Consider the following 17,016-nt stretch of genomic DNA (forward strand, 5'->3'; position numbering starts at 1 on the left):
AAATTTTATAAAAGGAAGACAATTGACTTATGATAATTAAAACAGATGAAGAACTAAAAGCATTGGAAGAGATTGGCCAGATTTGCGGGAAAGTCCTAAACGCGACGGTCGATTATGCGAAAGTCGGCTTGACGACAAAAGAGATAGATGAAGAAGCTGGGCGTCTTTTGAAAGAATACGGTGCAGAGAGCGCGCCGATCAGTGAATATGATTTCCCGGGCTACACATGCATCAGTGTCAATGAAGAAGTTGCGCACGGCATTCCGGGATCACGGGTACTGAAAGACGGCGATCTTGTCAATATAGATGTCAGTGCCAAGAAAAACGGATACTTTTCAGATACGGGCATTTCATTCGTCATCGGTGAGTCGGATGATGAGCTGAAGCAGAAAGTCATCGATGTATGCGGAGAAGCATTCGACGCTGCGATGGAAAAAGTGAAAGTCGGCGGCAAAGTCAGCCAGATTGGACGTGCAGTACATAACGTCGCACGTAAAAATGGCCTGACGGTCATTAAAAATCTGACTGGCCACGGTATCGGTGAAACGCTGCATGACTCGCCGCAGCACATTATGAACTACTATGAAGCAAGTAAGAAAGATATTTTGAAAGAGGGCATGGTCATTGCTGTCGAGCCGTTTATTTCATCAAAGGCGAGCCTCGTTACAGAAGGCAAGAACGACTGGGCCTTCGAGACGAAAGACGGCAGCTACGTTGCCCAGAAAGAACATACAGTAGTTGTGACCAAAGACGGTCCAAAATTCCTGACGAAAATTGAAGACTGATTGAAATAAAAGATCCGGCTGCATGAGAGTGCAGTCGGATTTTTAATGTGTCGCAGTTTTGTTGTGAGCCTGCTCATTTGGCATGTTTTTGAAGGTTATGTGAGCAGATTTTTCTGTTGCTTGCTCACTTGAAGTGTCTTTGAAGGCTATGTGAGCAGATTTAGCTGTTGCCTGCTCACTTGAAGTGTTTTTGAAGGCTATGTGAGCAGATTTTTCTGCTGCCTGCTCACTTGATGAGTTTTTGAAGGCTATGTGAGCAGGAACTTCTGATCTGCGTTTAGTTAGACTTATATTTCTTGCCAACTAAACGTTTGAGGTGATGAAGTGTGAAGATAGGCCAGATGTTGCTGCTATCTAAACGTTTAGGATACTTCAGTGTGAAGACAGCCCTGGATTTCCACACAGCTAAATGGCAAAATCACAAAAAGAAAGCCCAAACCTGAGTCGGGGCTTTTATTCATAAATAAAAAGATAATGCATGGTATCCGTAATAAAATGATACGAGCGCGAGTACACTGAAAATAACATTTTCTGCCATGCTGCCCGTTTTTGTCGTAAGTGGAAATCTGACTCTGAAATCGATAGGGAAGAACAGCTGGATGCCGCTCCTAGTCCCCATATCCAATATGTAATGGCTCACCATGCCGACGATCAGTCCGGCCGTGACGGTTTCATATGGTAAAAATGTCTTCATTAAAAACGCGATGATGACTAAAAATAAAATGCTGTGTGTAAATGAACGGTGTCCAAAAATTAAATTTATGATTTTGGATATTATAGGCAGCTGTTTGCCGATTTTGCTGCCGCCGTGACAGATGTCCGGCAGCAATGCCCCGATTATGCCCGCCCCGGTCAGAATTACCGGATCTGATCCTGAAAAATAAGCGTAAGCAAGACTTGCTGCGATACCGCCGATGATATGTGTTTTTCCTGTCATGCTTTTCCCTCCCTGACTTATTTATGATACCATTATTCAGCTGCCGGTTTCACTCTATTTATACCGATCCACATATAAGTGGCGGCGCCGGAGTGAGAATGTTGTAGAAGCCGCCTGTAAAAGGTAAGATTAATAATAATATGATTGAAGGAGAATGAACATGCCAGGAACAAGAAGAGAAAATATCAGACCGGGCAAAACCGTGAGAGTGGTACAAAAACAGGATCAAAGGTCGGGGAAACTGACTGTAGGTGTGGTTGCAAGACTTTTGACAAATTCACCGACACACCCTCACGGCATCAAAGTGAAACTTGAAGATGGCACAGTAGGCAGGGTGAAAGAGATTCTCGTCTGATAAATTAAACATCTTACCAAAATTCAATCCGTCAGCCACGTTGCAAATGACAGCAGGGTGGGGAAGTGCAGGTCGGCCTTCTCCTTCTGCTTTTTGTCGTTTCCGAGAAAGACGGTTTTAGTGCCTGCATTTCTGCCCGCCAGTATGTCCGGATCACGGTCGCCGGCCATATAGCTTGAAGCGAGGTCGATCCTGTGTTTTTGTGCCAAGTCCAATATCATGCCCGGACTCGGTTTGCGGTACCAGCTCTTGACATGCGGCTTATCGGGGCAATAGGCGATATCATCAATATATGCACCGAAGCGGGCAAGATCGCTTTCCATCCGATAATGCACATCGTGCAGATCCTGCTCGGTCATAAACCCAAGCCCGACACCGCCCTGATTTGTCACGACAAACACTTTACAGCCGGACGCATTCAACTTTCTTATGCCTTCCCCGACACCGTCCAGCAAATAAAAATCATCGGGTGTATTAACGAATTTCACACGTTTTGTCAGCACTTCATTGATGACGCCGTCACGGTCTAAAAATACTGCTTTACTCATACAATATCCACTCCTTAATAAAAATCTCCGCCAGCTCAATCTGGAGCGGAGATTTTATTCATACTTATCTTTATAATCCTTTGGCTTCTCCCGGCCTTGGAAAATCAGCCCCGCCGTAGAGCCGGCGGTCATCTGCATGATCGATCATGATTGCCTGGACGTCACCGATTCTCGTATCGTCGCCTTCTTCCCGGAAAGTCTGGTCAAATTGATAGCCCATTTCAGACAGTTTTTCAAGAACATCATTATTGAGACCGTCTTCCCACTGTTTACTGAGGTCGGGCATGACATAGACACGCTGGTCTTTGATTGCTTCATCGATCGGCATATTGTAGTCGATGACATTCACGATCGTCTGGACGACCGATGCGATGATTGTCGCTGCACCGGGTGAGCCGAGAGTGAAAAACGGCTTGCCTTCATGAAATAGTATGGTCGGACTTTTTGAGCTTTTCGGGTATTTATTGCCATTGGGCTCATTTATACTGCCGGGCTCGGTGGAAAAGTCTGTAAGATGATTATTCAAAAGGAACCCGTATCCTGGGACCATTATACCTGAACCGTAAATACGCTCAATGGAAGTTGTGCATGCTGCAACGTTACCCCATTGATCGACGGCGGTGAAGTGGGTGGTTTCAAAGCCTTCATTATATTAAAACCGCAGGTCTGAAGATTCAATAGATGCGTACTCCTTCGTGCCGTCGTTTTACTGCCATGGCACGAGCTGGTCACTCCCGTGCCGTCGTTTTACTGCCAAGGCACGAGGCGGTCACCCCCGTGCCGTCGTTTTTCCGCCATGGCACGAGGCGGTCACTCTTGTGCCGTTGTTTTTCCGCCATGGCACGAGCTGGTGATTCGCGTGCCGTCGTTTTACTGCCAAGGCACGTCATCATTGAACAAAATAAAAACCGGCGCTCCCAGAAGGGGAGCACCGGTATCATCAATATAATTTAATCTTTTTTGTAGCCGTCTACGACGAGATCGACTTTTCCGTTGTCGGGGTCGATGACGAGGCCGTGTACGGGGATGTTGTTATCGAACAGCGGGTGTTCGTGAACTTTTCTGACGCTGTCCTTGACGCTTTCTTCGACGCTGTCGAAGCCCTGCAGCCAGTTTTTGATGTTAATTCTTGAGTGTTCCAGAACGTCGAATGTATTTTCGGAAATGCCGCGTTTCTTCATTTCCTCAATCATCGGTTCCGGTTTCAATGCACCAAAGCCGCAGTCATGGTGTCCCATTATTACAACTTCCTCGACACCGAGCATATACACGGCAACCAGAATGCTGCGTACTGTACTGCCGTACGGGTGTGAAATGACGCCGCCGGCATTTTGGATATGCTTGATGTCTCCATTTTTCAAACCGAGTGATTTGAATGACATCTCGGTCAGCCTCGTATCCATACAGGAGACCAATACCATTTTCTTATTCGGTGATTTCGTCAGAACATAGTCTTTGTATTTTTCGTCTGCCACGAAACTTTTGTTGTAGTCAAGCAAGTCATATAATAATGTCATTTTAAACTGTTCCCTTCACATGCTTTTTTTCCGCATTATTTTCTTTTCTTTCTTTTAAAACGCTGTCCTTATGAATGATTGCGTTGATCTGTGCGCCAAGGATGATGATGACGCCGGTGATATATAACCAGAATATCAGAATGATCACACCGGCGATACTGCCGTATGTCGCCGAATAGTTGCCGAAACCGGATACGTAGATGCTGAAGCCCCATGAGGCTACAAGAAACGCGACCGTGGTGAATATGGTTCCGGGAATCACTGATTTCAATTTCACTTTTATATTCGGCGCAGTCAGGTACATGATCAGGAACACTACGAATACGAGAAGCAGTGGTAAAATGCTTCTTACGAGATTCCATACTGTAGAGAACTGATCGTCAAGGCCGATGACACCAAACATCAGGTTGCCGATCTGTCCGCCGAACACGATGAGTACGAATGTAAGTAATACTGATAACGTTAAAATGATAGTGAAAAATATAGAAAGACCTTTCGATACGAAAAAGTTACGGTTGTCCTCTATATCATAAGCGACGTTGAATGCATTCATCAGAGCTGTCATACCGTTTGATGCAGACCACAGGGTCGCAATCAGACCCACTGACAATAATCCGCCGCCTGATGATGTCATGACGTCATCGATGATGCCCGTCAGCATACCTGCAATCTCGGCAGGTGCGTAGTCCTCAATCATACCGACGATCATTTCCTGGTCAATTTGGAATAAAGGCACCAGGGTCAACAGGAATATGAGCAGCGGGAATATGGCGAGCAGAAAGTAATATGCGAGCTGTGCCGCCATGCCCGATGCGTTATCCTTACTGAATTGAAACATCAGTTTCTGCAGGAAGTTCGGATTATCTTTCCACTTTGCAGGCTTATTGATCTTGGATACATATAGTGTTTCATCATCTTTCTTTGACTGTTTTGATTTGAATACCGTATTATCAACAAACTTGTTGTCGGCTTTTTTCTCTTCAGTTTCTTCTTTTACCTGTGAAAGATAATTGGAGTTGCTGCTTTCATTCTTCGACATATAAACACCTCATTATATAAAAGGACCAACCTCAGTCAGTCCTTTTCAGATTGATTACTTATTTCAATTTTTTCTGTTCGCGTTTATTCATGAAAGTATCTTTTGCATCCATGATGGATTGTTCAAGTTCAGGATTTTCTCTTCTGATCTGCTCAACAGTGTCTTTCCAGAACATAACTTCATCTTTCAGCTGCTCAAACTTGGATGGCTGTCCTGACGTGTTCTGGAATTTATTTTTCGCTTCATCAGGATGTTTTGCATAGTAGCCGACTTCCTTGCCACTGCTCACTACTGACTCACGAGTACTTTTATCAATCAAACTCACCAGTGCCCCAATACCGGCGCCAATTAAAATTGCAGGGATCATTTTGTTCTTCATAATGTAAAATCTCCTTTTAAGGTATTTATATGTGATATATCCATTTTAAATCATTTATAAACTTATGTACAAAATATATCAGTATTTTTATTTATATTACTCAACTTTAGTAATATTTGATACTATGTATTTATGTATAAATTTGAAGGAGGACAAGTATTTTGGATAAAGAGACTATGTTGAAGGAAATAGAAGAAAAATTGAAAGTGGTAAATAAAGGTATTCTGAAGCCTGAAGATTTTGATGACAGCCAGAAGGAAGAAATAGAAGATTATCACAAAATGCTGACGTCAAGAAACGATATCAGTGCGATGGAACAGACGGCAATACTTGATGAACTGTCCAAAATGAGAAAGTAATTTTAAAAAAAGGGGATATATTCATGACTAAGTTGGAGAAATACGCCTCACTTCTCGTTGAAGTCGGGCTGAATGTACAAAAAAACCAGAGGGTCAGCATCAACGCTTCAGCCGATGTACTGCCGCTAATACGTCTCGTTACGGAAAAAGCATATGAAAAAGGTGCGAAAGACGTCACTGTCAAACTAAAGGATGACAAGCTGTCCCAGCTTCATGCGGAAAATAAAAGTCTCGAGGAGCTGAGCCGCGTACCGCAGTGGATTATTGATGAACGCATGTATTATTCGGATGAGAAGGCGGCCTTTTTAAGCATCACTTCCTCATCACCTGAATTATTGAAAGGTGTTGACTCTGAAAAGCTCCAGGCGATGCAGATTTCTGCAGGCAAGGCGTTCAAGGATTACTCCAACCGCATCCAGTCCGACTATCACAGCTGGTGTGTTGCAGGATATCCTTCAGCCGAGTGGGCGAAACTCGTCTTCCCGGATAAATCGGATGATGAGGCTGTGGATGCGCTTCTTGACCTCATTTACTACACGATGCGCCTCGATGAGGAAGATCCGGTTCAGGCATGGAAGGAACTTGACGAATCACTGCACGAGAAAGTGGATATTTTAAATGACCGTCATTTCCATGCATTAAGATATGAAGCACCGGGTACAGACTTCACTATGAAGCTTCCTGAAAAACATCTGTGGGCAGGTGCTTCTAGTGAAGACTCGAACGGCGTCAGTTTCATGGCGAACATGCCGACCGAAGAAGTGTTCACAGCACCTGAGAAAACAGGGGTGAATGGTTATGTATCCAATACTAAACCTTTAAGCTACGGCGGTAATATCATCGACGGCTTCAAACTGACATTCAAAGACGGCAAAGTAGTGGACTATTCTGCAGAGCGCGGTGAAGATGTGCTGAAAAATCTGTTGGATACGGATGAAGGTGCGAGATATCTTGGGGAAGTGGCGCTGGTGCCGGATGATTCCCCGATCTCCAATACTGGGACTTTATTCTTCAATACTCTGTTCGATGAGAACGCATCCTGCCATATTGCACTCGGCAGTGCCTACGGTTTCAGTCTGGACGGCGGAAAAGACATGTCCCGGGAAGAGCTTTCAGAAGCGGGACTGAATGATTCGATCACACATGTCGACTTTATGATCGGCAGCGCTGAATTGAACATTTACGGTGTGGATGCAGAAGGCAGAGAAACACCGATATTTGTAAAAGGTAACTGGGCAATTTAAGTTATATAAAATACTGTTCACCATCATCGGCATTTTATGATAAAATATATGTAATATGGATTATGATGACTTTGTTAGGAGGGCTTTCATGAGTATGATGATGATGACGCTGGTATTATTGGCATTCACTTTTGCCATTCTGGGATTCGCCGCTGTTCTTGGTTACTACCTGAACAAAGCATTCCCCGGAAAATCGTCAGTCGAGGTGGATACACCTGAGGAAGCATTGAATAGAAAAATATAATATATTTTAGTTAAGAGTGGAGAGGGGATATGGATTCTCCTCTCTTTTTCGATTGTTCTACTTAAAAGAGGCGATTATGATGGATCTGATAAACATCGACAAAGTTAAAAGGCGTAAAAATGGTTTATATGATGTGGATTTTTCAAATGGTGATAAAATGACTGTACATGAGGAATCCCTCGTACGCCACAGGCTGATCAGCGACCGTCAGATGACGGAAGATGAATTGAAAGAGATTTTTGAGGCGGTGCAGTATGATCATGCCTATGTCGCCGCACTCAAATATATAAGTTATAAACTTCGTTCCATGAACGAAATCAAAAAATATTTGAGCGAAGAATACGAATCTTACGTTGTGAATGATGTAATCGAACGTCTTGTGAATGAAAACTACGTCAATGATGAAATGTACAGTGAAGCTCTTAAAAATACTATGCTGAACACTTCCGACAAAGGACCGAAGCTCTTGGAAATGGAACTGAAGAAACACAGCATCAATGAGGATATCATCATGCGTAAGTGCGGCGAATTCAATGATTTGATAGATTCTGAAAGAATGAATAAAATCAAAAATAAAGAATTTAAAAAGTATAAAGGTTCCAAAAGGCAGTTTTCAATGAAACTCCAGGAAAAACTGATGACTAAAGGTTACTACAAAGAGCATTTTGAAATGATAGATTTTGATGATGACTTTGATGAAACACCGTATTTTGAGCGTGATTTTGAAAAGACATTCAGAAGATATAAAAGTAAGTATACAGGATTTGATTTAGAACAAAGAATGACTGCTGCCATGCACAGAAAAGGCTACGGTTATGATTTGATTCAGAAAAAGATGGGTGAGATGAAAGATGAAACCACTGCGTTCGATGACGAGACGTGAAATTGAGGCATATATAGGACAGAAACGCGAAGCTATGAGAAAAGCTGAAATGATGGGCATTGAAAACGAGTATCATGTGAATGAGAGGCAGGTATTGATTGCCGAAAGCTACCTGATCGATCTGAGCCAGATTGAAAAGGGCAAAATATATAAAATTGTCAGTAATGAAGATCATTACTTCAAAGTGGAATACATCAAAGGTGTCTTTGCATGGGGCTTCTTCATCGGCGGCAGAGAGAATGAGACCGGCATCCCTGTAAGTATGCTTCAGTTAAAGCGGAAAGGATAAATTATGCAAGATATCATTTTGCTGAGAGGCCAGGAACTCTCATATGCGAAAGAGTCCATACACCTGAGGAAGCGTATATTGTCGAAGGATGAACATCTGCTGCTGAAAGATGTTTCCTTCACTTTATACAGGGGAGAAGTGCTTGGTGTTTTAAGCGACTATGAGACCCTTTATTATTTAAAGGATATGATTACGGGCACAATCAGGCCCAAATCCGGCAAAGTCAAGTCTGAAGCGGTGATCGCAAGCCTGGATGTCATGGATCATGTACAGAATAAACACCAGGTACAGAGGTTTTTAAGTGAACTGTTTGATGAATACATGAACCCGCAAAATGTTGAGACGAATCTTGAGGAATTGAATGAAAATCCATTCTTCAAGAGAATATGGTATAAGAAAGTCAATGCTCTGACCCGGGCGGAGATGGCAGCAGTTTTAATGGAGGCTTCTACATATATCGAAGCGGATGTTTTTATTTTCTGTAATATGAGCAGCCATCTTTCCGACGGAAACAGGGTGCGTTTCAAAGAAATCGTATCCGCCTTTGAAAAAGAAGACAAAGGTGTAATGCTCCTGGAGACGGAAGTCGATATGATAAAACAGCTGTCCAACTATTTTTTATGGCTGAGTTACGGGCAGGTCCGCTATGAAGGCGGTGTGCAAAAGGGCATTGCCCATTATAATAAGTATTTAAAAGATAAGAGCCAGATTAAAAATGTGGACGAAGAAGCGCTGTTCGATCTGAAATGGAAGCGGAATATATCTGAGTATGCACACTATAAGCATAATATGCAGAGGCTCAGCAAGAAGCAGACATCACTGATCGACCAGCTGAGTATCAGACGGATCATCATTTCGCTCGTCCTTTTGTTCATCATCATGACATCGTCGGCAGTGATATTCATGAATATCAATTTCAGCGGGACAGGTACGACAGTCGGAACAGAGACGGTGCCGGTGGAAGAGGAAGAGGGCATTGAAAGTTTCGTATACGGACTGGTGCTGGATGACAGTCTTGAAATCGGCGGAGAAACACTGCCGTATATGAGTCTGGTCGACATCGTTGAAATTCATGATCAGAGCTACACGGTGGCAATAGACGACAGCGAGCATGAAGTGGATGAATCGGACCTGCTTTACTTCAACCCGGCAAGCTTATATACGGAAGCCGCATTTGATGAACTGCTGCAGTATGCGGGTGAATCATTTTCAGACAGCTACCAGTTTTATCTGCGGATGATGAACCGTGATTCAGATGAAGCAATAGAGTCTTTCAACCTGCAGGCTGATGAATATCATGGAGAAGTGCCGGGTGTGCCGATCACTTATCATTTCAGGAATGACAGGGTGATATCCATCACTTTGCCTGCAACTGACGTGGATGAACTGCTCGAAGACTACGGTCTGTCTGAAAATCAGCAGATATTCAGAGTTGAAGATGGCTATATGATTTTAGATGGTGAAAATGAAAACTGGGTATACATCAACCGGTAAGGAGGTCATTATGAAGCAAAAGTTCAATTATTTAATCAGACATTTTTCCTATCAGGTTCAAAATTTTAAATTTCATAATCTGACCCCTCTGCTGATGTATTTCATTTGCGGTCTGTTTCTGGTGATTGGCAGCCTGACGCTGACGAATGTCGAGGCTGTCAGATATCTTTATCTCGTGATCGGGCTGATGACGACGATATGGCTGTTCAGCATGGTGGTACTGAATTGGAATATTGTGTTCGCAAAGGATTCCATCGTGAAAATCAGATATGTTTCCATCTTTTACAGAATCATGCCGACGATCCTGTTTCAAACATTCATCTTCACTTTACTCATGGTGGTGAATTCCGCAGTCGTCGCACTTGCTGTTGATGACTGGATGATTAATATCTTTACGATGCTGTACTATATTATTCTCGGACTGCTGCTCATCGTACCGTTCATTTTATTTTATCTGATGACAGATTCGCCGAACTACAGATTTAATGTCATTGTGTTCGTCATACTCATTCTGGTCGTTCCGGTAGTCTATCTGCCGGAGCAGCTGCCGACGGCACTGAACAACCTGTTGAGTCTGAATCCGTTCTATTATGTGGTGAACGGGCTGCAGACCAATTCGATCGATATCGCATGGGGCATCAACCGTCTGCCGCATGATGTGCTGTTCTTTGCACAGATGGCCCTGCTCTATTTATGGATATTCAAGCTGTATGACAAGATGAAATTCACATTTTATGATTTCAACAAAAAAAGGCAGATGACGTAATTGCTGAAACTAAAAAAACGACAGGCGGGCTTATGCCCGCCTGTCGTTTGAATTTTCGGCAGCTTCGACTAGGAGTCCAGCAGTTTCCGCTGCAGTTTATCTTCTGAAAACACCCATCCTGTATAGCTGTGTTCGACTTCATAAGTTTCCTTATCCAGATGCATGATGCAGACGAATGGGTAATGTCCTTCTTTCAAATACCTCAGATCAATGTAACGGAGTTCGAAGGTGTCCGTATCCAGCGATGTCAGCTCATAGCGGTAAATGGACGAGAAAAAAGTGAATGCCTGAAAGTTCTTATCATGTTTGATCGCCATGAAAATCTCATTCGGCAAATAGTCTTCCCGGTTGAAACGGTCATAGAATATGATGTTGCCCTTGAAGCTCCTGCCGACATAGTAGGCAGTTTCCGTCACTGCGATGATGCGCCACTGGTTGAAGTGAAGTGTGGGCATGACAAATGTACGTTTAATCTTTTCATTCGGCAGCTGCCTGTGGACTTTCCTGATCAGGAATCGTTGCATAAAATATCTGGTGATATAATATAGTATAAGGAAGGCATACATTACAACGAACAATGTGACAGGTGAAAAACCTATAAACCACAGAACGAAATAAAGGCCGTGGACGATCAATATCGGAATATCCACTGTGTTTATCGTTCCAAGCTGAATCCACGTATTGTCGAGCGGCCGGAGGGCCTGTGTTCCGTACGAATTGAATATATCTACGAATACATGCAGAAATACTGCCAGCTGGACCCATAAATATGTGTTTAAAAACGGCAGTCCGAATGCAAGATGTGCAATTAGTGTCAGCAGCACCGGCCATATTAAAAAAGTGAACGGCAATGAGTGGGTGATGCCGCGGTGGTGGGTGATGTAGACGGCATTATTTTTCATCTTCATTATTGTGTCGACATCAGGCACTAAAGATGCACCGACGGCTGTGGCGATGAAACCTGCTGAAATTGCATCGATATTCGGGTCTATGGTTGCGAGACCGACCAATGTGCCGCCCATTAATGTATGTGTGAGAGTATCCATAATTTGTGCCTCCACTCTGTTTAATATGGTATATAAAAATTATTTTAAAAAGGAAAGTCAGTATGTTACAGTCTTCAACATTTAATAATAGCTTACTCGAATGGTATCACTCAAATAAAAGGGATCTTCCGTGGAGAAGGACAAGCGACCCTTATAAAATCTGGTTAAGTGAAGTGATGCTGCAACAAACTCAAGTCATTACTGTTATTCCCTATTTTACAAAATTTATAACAAAATATCCTACTTTACAGCATTTGGCCGATGCAGACGAACAGGCGCTGCTGAAGGACTGGGAAGGTCTGGGGTATTATAACAGAATACGTAATTTCCACAGCGCCGTAAAAGATGTGAAAGAAAATTATAATGCTGAAGTTCCGGACAACCCGGACGAATTTTTTGAGTTGAAAGGTGTCGGACCTTATATTGGCGGAGCAGTCCAGAGCATAGCCTTCAATCATCTGCTGGCAGCTGTTGACGGTAACGTTCTCAGGGTGATGTCCCGCTTGAACGAGGACAGCCGGGATATGACAAAGGCAGGTGTCCAGCAGTCGGTAAAAAAAGAGATAGAAGAAATCATCCCACTCGAGGCAGGGGATTTCAATCAGGCACTGATGGAACTCGGTGCAACAATCTGCACACCGAGAACACCGAAATGCATCATGTGTCCTGTCCAGGAACACTGTGAAGCATTCAAAAGAAATACTGTCAACAACTTCCCGATCAAGAAAAAGAAAACAAAGAAAAAAGAAGAGACCTATAATGTATATTTTATCGTCAATGATGCCCAGGAGATCTTTATTTATAAACAGGAGGGCGACCTTTTGAAAGGCATGTATGAACTGCCGAAATACGATGTGGATACGAATATTGAAAACATTGAAGAGGAACTGGATGTCAGACTCGACGATAAACGCATCTACATAGGCAGTGACAAACATGTCTTCACTCATAAAATCTGGTATATGGAAAGTTATCTGCTGCATACCACTTCCAAAAATGAATATTTCGTGCCGGTGGGTGAAGTCCATGAACTGCCGATGAGCATTGCCATGAAGAAGATTTTCAGGAAATTCGCTGCAGATGAATTCGCTGAACTGTAAAGTAGATATTCCTGTGTTATAATATAAAAGTATTAACTCTTGAGGTGGTGTGGAATATGGGTGTAGAATCCATACCAAAAGAAGGAACCAGGGTAAAGGTTCAAAGTTATAAACATGATGGTTCAATGCATCGTGTATGGTCAGAAACAACGATTTTAAAAGGCACAGACCATGTAATAATCGGCGGGAACAACCGCACGCTGGTAACAGAAAGTGATGGAAGAACCTGGGTGACCAGGGAGCCGGCCATTGTATATTTCCATACAGAATACTGGTTCAATGTAATCTGCATGTTCAGAGAAGATGGTGTTTATTATTATTGTAATTTATCTTCGCCGTATGCTTATGACGGGGAAGCCATCAAGTATATAGATTATGATCTGGATATTAAAGTGTATCCGGACGGTAAATATCATCTGCTTGATGAAGATGAATATCAGTTACATAAAAGCCGTATGAACTATTCTGAAGATATCGATGCTATTCTCAGAAGGAATGTCGATATTCTGCAGCAATGGATTGAACACAAAAAAGGGCCGTTTGCACCCGATTTTATAAAGGTCTGGCAGCATCGCTTCAACAGTGACTTTAAGTCGTACTAAACCAATCAACAAGTGCGTTGATTGGTTTTTCGAATGTATAAGGAGGATTGTCATTTGATAAGAAGGTATTTAAAATTTGTCAGGCCATATATGTGGCTGATATTTCTAACGATCATCATCGGCATACTTAAATTTGGTATTCCGCTGTTAACCCCGCTCCTCATCAGATATACAATCGATGATATCATCATGCCGGAAGGGCTGGCTGCGGACGAGAGAATGACAATGCTCGTTCAGATTCTGCTGGTGTTCGCATTCATATTCGTGGTCATCAGACCGCCGGTGGAGTATTTCAGGCAGTATCTCGCCCAATGGACAAGCAACAAAATATTGTATGATATTCGTAAAAAGTTGTATGGTCACCTGCAGATGCTGAGTGCCAAGTACTATTCGGATAACAAGGTCGGGGAAATCATCTCACGTGTCATCAACGACGTAGAGCAGACTAAAGATTTCATCATGACCGGACTCATGAACATCTGGCTGGATCTTGCCACGATCCTGATTGCCCTCACAATCATGTTCAGTCTTCACGGTCAGCTGACGGTTGTGGCCATGCTCATATTCCCGTTCTACATTTTCGGGGTATGGTATTTCTTCGGCCGTCTGCGTAAAGTGACGCGTAACCGTTCGCAGGCACTGGCAGAAGTACAGGGGTATCTGCATGAGAGAATCCAGGGCATCAATGTCATTAAAAGTTTTGCTGTGGAAAAGACGGAATCCAGCCGTTTCAATAAAAGAAACGGTAATTTCCTCAATAAGGCGACGACTCACGCGAAATGGACGGCACGGAGCTTCATGGTCGTCAATACGATTACGGATATCGGACCGCTCCTTGTCATCGGTTTCGGTGCCTACCAGGTGATACAGGGCAACCTGACCGTCGGAACACTGGCGGCATTCATCGCTTATCTGGATTTATTATACGGACCTTTACGCCGACTCGTTTCATCATCAACTGCACTGACCCAGAGTATCGCGTCAATGGACCGTGTTTTCCAGTTGTTTGATGCTAAGTATGATGTTACAGATAAAGCAGATGCAAAAGAGCTTGAGACGACGAACGGCAATCTGAAATTTGAAAACGTCGGATTCAAATATAATGAAGACGGCCGTCAGGTCATCAATAATATGAACCTGGAGATCAACAGCGGCGAAACCGTCGCTTTTGTCGGGATGAGCGGCGGCGGGAAGTCCACGCTGGTCAATCTGATTCCGAGATTCTATGATGTGACTGAAGGTAAAATCACTCTGGACGGCACGAATGTGAAAGATGTGACGACTTCATCACTCAGAAATAAGATAGGAATCGTCATGCAGGAGAATATTCTGTTTTCTGAAACGGTCAGGGAAAATATTCTGCTTGCACGCCCGGATGCCACAGATGAAGAAGTGGTGGAAGCTGCGAAAAACGCCAATGCCCATGAATTCATCATGATGCTTGAAGATGGCTATGATACCGAAGTCGGTGAGCGGGGCGTGAAATTGTCCGGCGGTCAGAAGCAGCGCATCGCAATTGCACGTGTATTCCTGAAGAACCCGCCGATTTTAATATTGGATGAAGCGACCAGTGCACTGGATCTGGAAAGTGAGAGTGTCATTCAGGATACATTACTCGAACTGTCAGAGGAGCGTACAACTGTTATAGTGGCCCACAGGTTATCCACTGTAACACATGCAGATAAAATTCACGTCATAAGTGACGGTGAAGTAGTGGAATCGGGTACGCATGAAGAATTGATGCTCAGAAAAGGCGAGTATTTCGACCTGTACAGTATTCAAAATTTATAAGGTGATTGCATATGATAGATAAATTTCAATCTGATGTGGATCTCGGATTTATGAGTAATGATACTCTTAATGCAGCAAAACAGCTGCTCGGTCTGGAAATCATTACTTGTATTGACGGCCGCATAACCAGTGGGTTCATAACTGAAGTGGAAGCTTATCTGGGTGTCGGGGACAAAGCGGCCCATACATTCGAAGGCAGGAAAAATAAGAAGAACGAAATGATGTACAAACCATACGGCCATATTTACGTTTACAGCATGCACGGTCATAACTGTATGAACTTTTTAACTACACACAGTGAACCGGAAGGAGTGCTGATCCGGGGAATCGAACCGAATATGGGGATTGATATCATGAAAGAAAGGCGCGGGCGTGATAATAATCTGACGGACGGACCCGGTAAGCTGACGAAATCTCTAGGCATTACAAGAAACGAACATAACGGTATGGAATTGAACAATGCAACTTTGATAGTAAGGCACGGTAAAACACCCGCCCAGATTTTGGCGACACCCAGAATCGGCATTGATAATAAAGAAGAGGCTGTTGATTATCCATATCGCTTCATAGTTGAAGGCAACCCCCATGTCAGCAGGTTTAAAGGCAGGGCCGCGGACGGCAATGGCTGGGAATAGTAGAAAGAGCGCAAAATCCTCTTGGATTTTGCGCTTTTTTTTATCCCATCATATGATTTTTCATCTTGCTGAATTCGTCACTCAGCTGCTTATGAAATTCATGAACAAAAGACTTTTCATTCTTTTTTAGTGTACTGATATAAAGCGGCTGTCTTATATTCAGATGATCCAGGCTGTGGATGACAAAATTAGGATAATTATACTTCAGCATTCTGGTTTCATTCGAACTTAGTATGGCTACATAATTTTGGTGCATGAGCAGATATTGTATAATCGCAACGTCATTGATGTTTAAAACCTTGGATTTTTTAAATTGCTTTTCAATATCCATCACCGCATCCAGGGTGACCAAAGATAAATTTTCGAATTCATTTAAAGAGGCCTTGACCGGTAAATTGATTTCTGAGCTTTCACGAAATATATAATTGTAGTTCTGATCGAACAGCAATGTACTTTTAATATTTTCATCTGAGTACTTATTTGTTGAAATGGCGATATCAAGAGAGTGATCCAGTAACTTTTTTTCTATCGTCTGCTCATCACTCTGCTGAATATTAAAATCAATCTCATTGTTTTCGATGAGAAGGTTTTGAAAAGTATGAAGCACTTTTGATGTCATGTCTGACTTGGTGAGATGAATATTCAAAGTCAGAGCATCCGCCTTTATACTCTCTGAAATCTTTTCCCTTGTCTGATCCACAACTTCCAATATTTTTAATGCATCCTCATAAAATATTTTTCCTTCTTCAGTAAGTATTATATTTCTGCCTTCCCTTTTAAACAATTCTATTCCCAAATCATTTTCCAGCAGACCTATTTGTCTCGACAGCGCAGATTGCGCCACATTCAAAAGGAGGGACGCTTCTGTCATGTGCTGCAACCGTGCGGTTTCTGTAAAATATACCAATTGTTTAATTTCCATAAAACCACAACCAATCTTATTTTGATATTAATATTATATCATTGATATATTGATTGTATAGAATTAAATATGGATAATATA

The 17,016-nt window shown here is 42.8% G+C and carries 21 protein-coding genes and 1 pseudogene; 13 read left to right on the top strand and 9 right to left on the bottom strand.

Annotated features, from left to right (window positions below):
* Positions 1-29 precede the first annotated feature (29 nt).
* On the top strand, positions 30-785 hold the full coding sequence (gene map, locus BLR15_RS10390; RefSeq protein ID WP_092987248.1) for a type I methionyl aminopeptidase: 756 nt from the start codon (positions 30-32) through the stop codon (positions 783-785).
* Between the two features lie 42 nt (positions 786-827).
* Here the strand turns inward: map and BLR15_RS13850 are convergent, their stop codons facing one another.
* The gene (locus BLR15_RS13850) at positions 828-1,088 is read right to left on the bottom strand and encodes a hypothetical protein (RefSeq protein WP_143003962.1); all 261 of its coding nucleotides are present in this window, start codon (positions 1,086-1,088) and stop codon (positions 828-830) included.
* 154 nt (positions 1,089-1,242) lie between these two features.
* A complete protein-coding gene (locus BLR15_RS10395; protein WP_092987250.1) occupies positions 1,243-1,722 on the bottom strand; it encodes a metal-dependent hydrolase in 480 nt (159 codons plus the stop codon).
* A gap of 160 nt (positions 1,723-1,882) precedes the next feature.
* Between BLR15_RS10395 and BLR15_RS10400 the strand changes: the two genes are divergently transcribed.
* Positions 1,883-2,077, top strand: a complete 195-nt coding sequence (locus tag BLR15_RS10400) for a YwbE family protein (RefSeq protein ID WP_092987252.1) — start codon at positions 1,883-1,885, stop codon at positions 2,075-2,077.
* Between the two features lie 23 nt (positions 2,078-2,100).
* Here BLR15_RS10400 and BLR15_RS10405 read toward each other — a convergent pair whose 3' ends face one another.
* From BLR15_RS10405 to BLR15_RS10425, 5 genes and pseudogenes are all read right to left on the bottom strand, one after another.
* Entirely contained in the window at positions 2,101-2,625 is a 525-nt protein-coding gene (locus BLR15_RS10405) for a D-glycero-alpha-D-manno-heptose-1,7-bisphosphate 7-phosphatase (RefSeq protein ID WP_092987259.1), read from the bottom strand.
* Positions 2,626-2,695: 70 nt separating this feature from the next.
* Positions 2,696-3,253 (bottom strand): annotated as a pseudogene (locus BLR15_RS10410) (gamma-glutamyltransferase); the annotation flags it as partial.
* A gap of 322 nt (positions 3,254-3,575) precedes the next feature.
* Complete coding sequence (locus BLR15_RS10415) at positions 3,576-4,142, bottom strand: beta-class carbonic anhydrase (RefSeq protein ID WP_092987261.1); 567 nt, start codon at positions 4,140-4,142, stop codon at positions 3,576-3,578.
* A 1-nt stretch (position 4,143) separates the two neighbouring features.
* Complete coding sequence (locus tag BLR15_RS10420; protein WP_092987262.1) at positions 4,144-5,181, bottom strand: YihY/virulence factor BrkB family protein; 1,038 nt, start codon at positions 5,179-5,181, stop codon at positions 4,144-4,146.
* A 58-nt stretch (positions 5,182-5,239) separates the two neighbouring features.
* Positions 5,240-5,560, bottom strand: coding sequence for a hypothetical protein (locus BLR15_RS10425; protein WP_092987264.1), 321 nt, complete (start codon positions 5,558-5,560; stop codon positions 5,240-5,242).
* Positions 5,561-5,721: 161 nt separating this feature from the next.
* On the opposite strand from BLR15_RS10425, the gene BLR15_RS10430 reads away from it, so the two are divergent.
* The 7 genes from BLR15_RS10430 (at position 5,722) to BLR15_RS10455 (ending at position 10,839) form a co-directional block, all read left to right on the top strand.
* Positions 5,722-5,919 carry a DUF1128 family protein gene (locus BLR15_RS10430; RefSeq protein WP_092987265.1) on the top strand — a complete coding sequence of 66 codons (198 nt, stop codon included), beginning with the start codon at positions 5,722-5,724 and terminating at the stop codon, positions 5,917-5,919.
* A 23-nt stretch (positions 5,920-5,942) separates the two neighbouring features.
* Complete coding sequence (locus BLR15_RS10435) at positions 5,943-7,163, top strand: aminopeptidase (protein WP_092987266.1); 1,221 nt, start codon at positions 5,943-5,945, stop codon at positions 7,161-7,163.
* Positions 7,164-7,251: 88 nt separating this feature from the next.
* Complete coding sequence (locus BLR15_RS14075; RefSeq protein WP_176754131.1) at positions 7,252-7,407, top strand: hypothetical protein; 156 nt, start codon at positions 7,252-7,254, stop codon at positions 7,405-7,407.
* 79 nt (positions 7,408-7,486) lie between these two features.
* The gene (locus BLR15_RS10440) at positions 7,487-8,290 is read left to right on the top strand and encodes a regulatory protein RecX (protein ID WP_245696747.1); all 804 of its coding nucleotides are present in this window, start codon (positions 7,487-7,489) and stop codon (positions 8,288-8,290) included.
* Positions 8,259-8,579, top strand: a complete 321-nt coding sequence (locus tag BLR15_RS10445; RefSeq protein ID WP_092987267.1) for a YfhH family protein — start codon at positions 8,259-8,261, stop codon at positions 8,577-8,579. The genes BLR15_RS10440 and BLR15_RS10445 overlap by 32 nt, the downstream gene beginning before the upstream one ends.
* A 3-nt stretch (positions 8,580-8,582) precedes the next feature.
* Positions 8,583-10,073, top strand: coding sequence for a hypothetical protein (locus BLR15_RS10450; protein ID WP_092987270.1), 1,491 nt, complete (start codon positions 8,583-8,585; stop codon positions 10,071-10,073).
* A 10-nt stretch (positions 10,074-10,083) separates the two neighbouring features.
* Positions 10,084-10,839 carry a hypothetical protein gene (locus BLR15_RS10455; RefSeq protein ID WP_092987272.1) on the top strand — a complete coding sequence of 252 codons (756 nt, stop codon included), beginning with the start codon at positions 10,084-10,086 and terminating at the stop codon, positions 10,837-10,839.
* 68 nt (positions 10,840-10,907) lie between these two features.
* On the opposite strand, the gene BLR15_RS10460 is transcribed toward BLR15_RS10455, so the two are convergent.
* Positions 10,908-11,885: a metal-dependent hydrolase gene (locus BLR15_RS10460; protein ID WP_092987277.1), complete on the bottom strand. Its 978-nt coding sequence runs from the start codon at positions 11,883-11,885 to the stop codon at positions 10,908-10,910.
* A 62-nt stretch (positions 11,886-11,947) separates the two neighbouring features.
* On the opposite strand from BLR15_RS10460, the gene mutY reads away from it, so the two are divergent.
* The 4 genes from mutY to BLR15_RS10480 are packed head-to-tail and all read left to right on the top strand — an operon-like array spanning position 11,948 to position 16,013.
* Positions 11,948-12,985, top strand: coding sequence for an A/G-specific adenine glycosylase (gene mutY / locus BLR15_RS10465; protein ID WP_092987278.1), 1,038 nt, complete (start codon positions 11,948-11,950; stop codon positions 12,983-12,985).
* A gap of 56 nt (positions 12,986-13,041) precedes the next feature.
* Positions 13,042-13,587: a nucleoside tri-diphosphate phosphatase gene (gene ntdP, locus BLR15_RS10470; protein WP_092987279.1), complete on the top strand. Its 546-nt coding sequence runs from the start codon at positions 13,042-13,044 to the stop codon at positions 13,585-13,587.
* Positions 13,588-13,641: 54 nt separating this feature from the next.
* Positions 13,642-15,378, top strand: coding sequence for an ABC transporter ATP-binding protein (locus BLR15_RS10475; protein WP_092987280.1), 1,737 nt, complete (start codon positions 13,642-13,644; stop codon positions 15,376-15,378).
* 11 nt (positions 15,379-15,389) lie between these two features.
* The gene (locus BLR15_RS10480) at positions 15,390-16,013 is read left to right on the top strand and encodes a DNA-3-methyladenine glycosylase (protein ID WP_092987281.1); all 624 of its coding nucleotides are present in this window, start codon (positions 15,390-15,392) and stop codon (positions 16,011-16,013) included.
* 40 nt (positions 16,014-16,053) lie between these two features.
* On the opposite strand, the gene BLR15_RS10485 is transcribed toward BLR15_RS10480, so the two are convergent.
* Positions 16,054-16,935: a LysR family transcriptional regulator gene (locus tag BLR15_RS10485; RefSeq protein ID WP_092987282.1), complete on the bottom strand. Its 882-nt coding sequence runs from the start codon at positions 16,933-16,935 to the stop codon at positions 16,054-16,056.
* Positions 16,936-17,016 lie beyond the last annotated feature (81 nt).

The organism is Lacicoccus qingdaonensis (assembly GCF_900101075.1).
Lineage (GTDB): Bacteria > Bacillota > Bacilli > Staphylococcales > Salinicoccaceae > Lacicoccus > Lacicoccus qingdaonensis.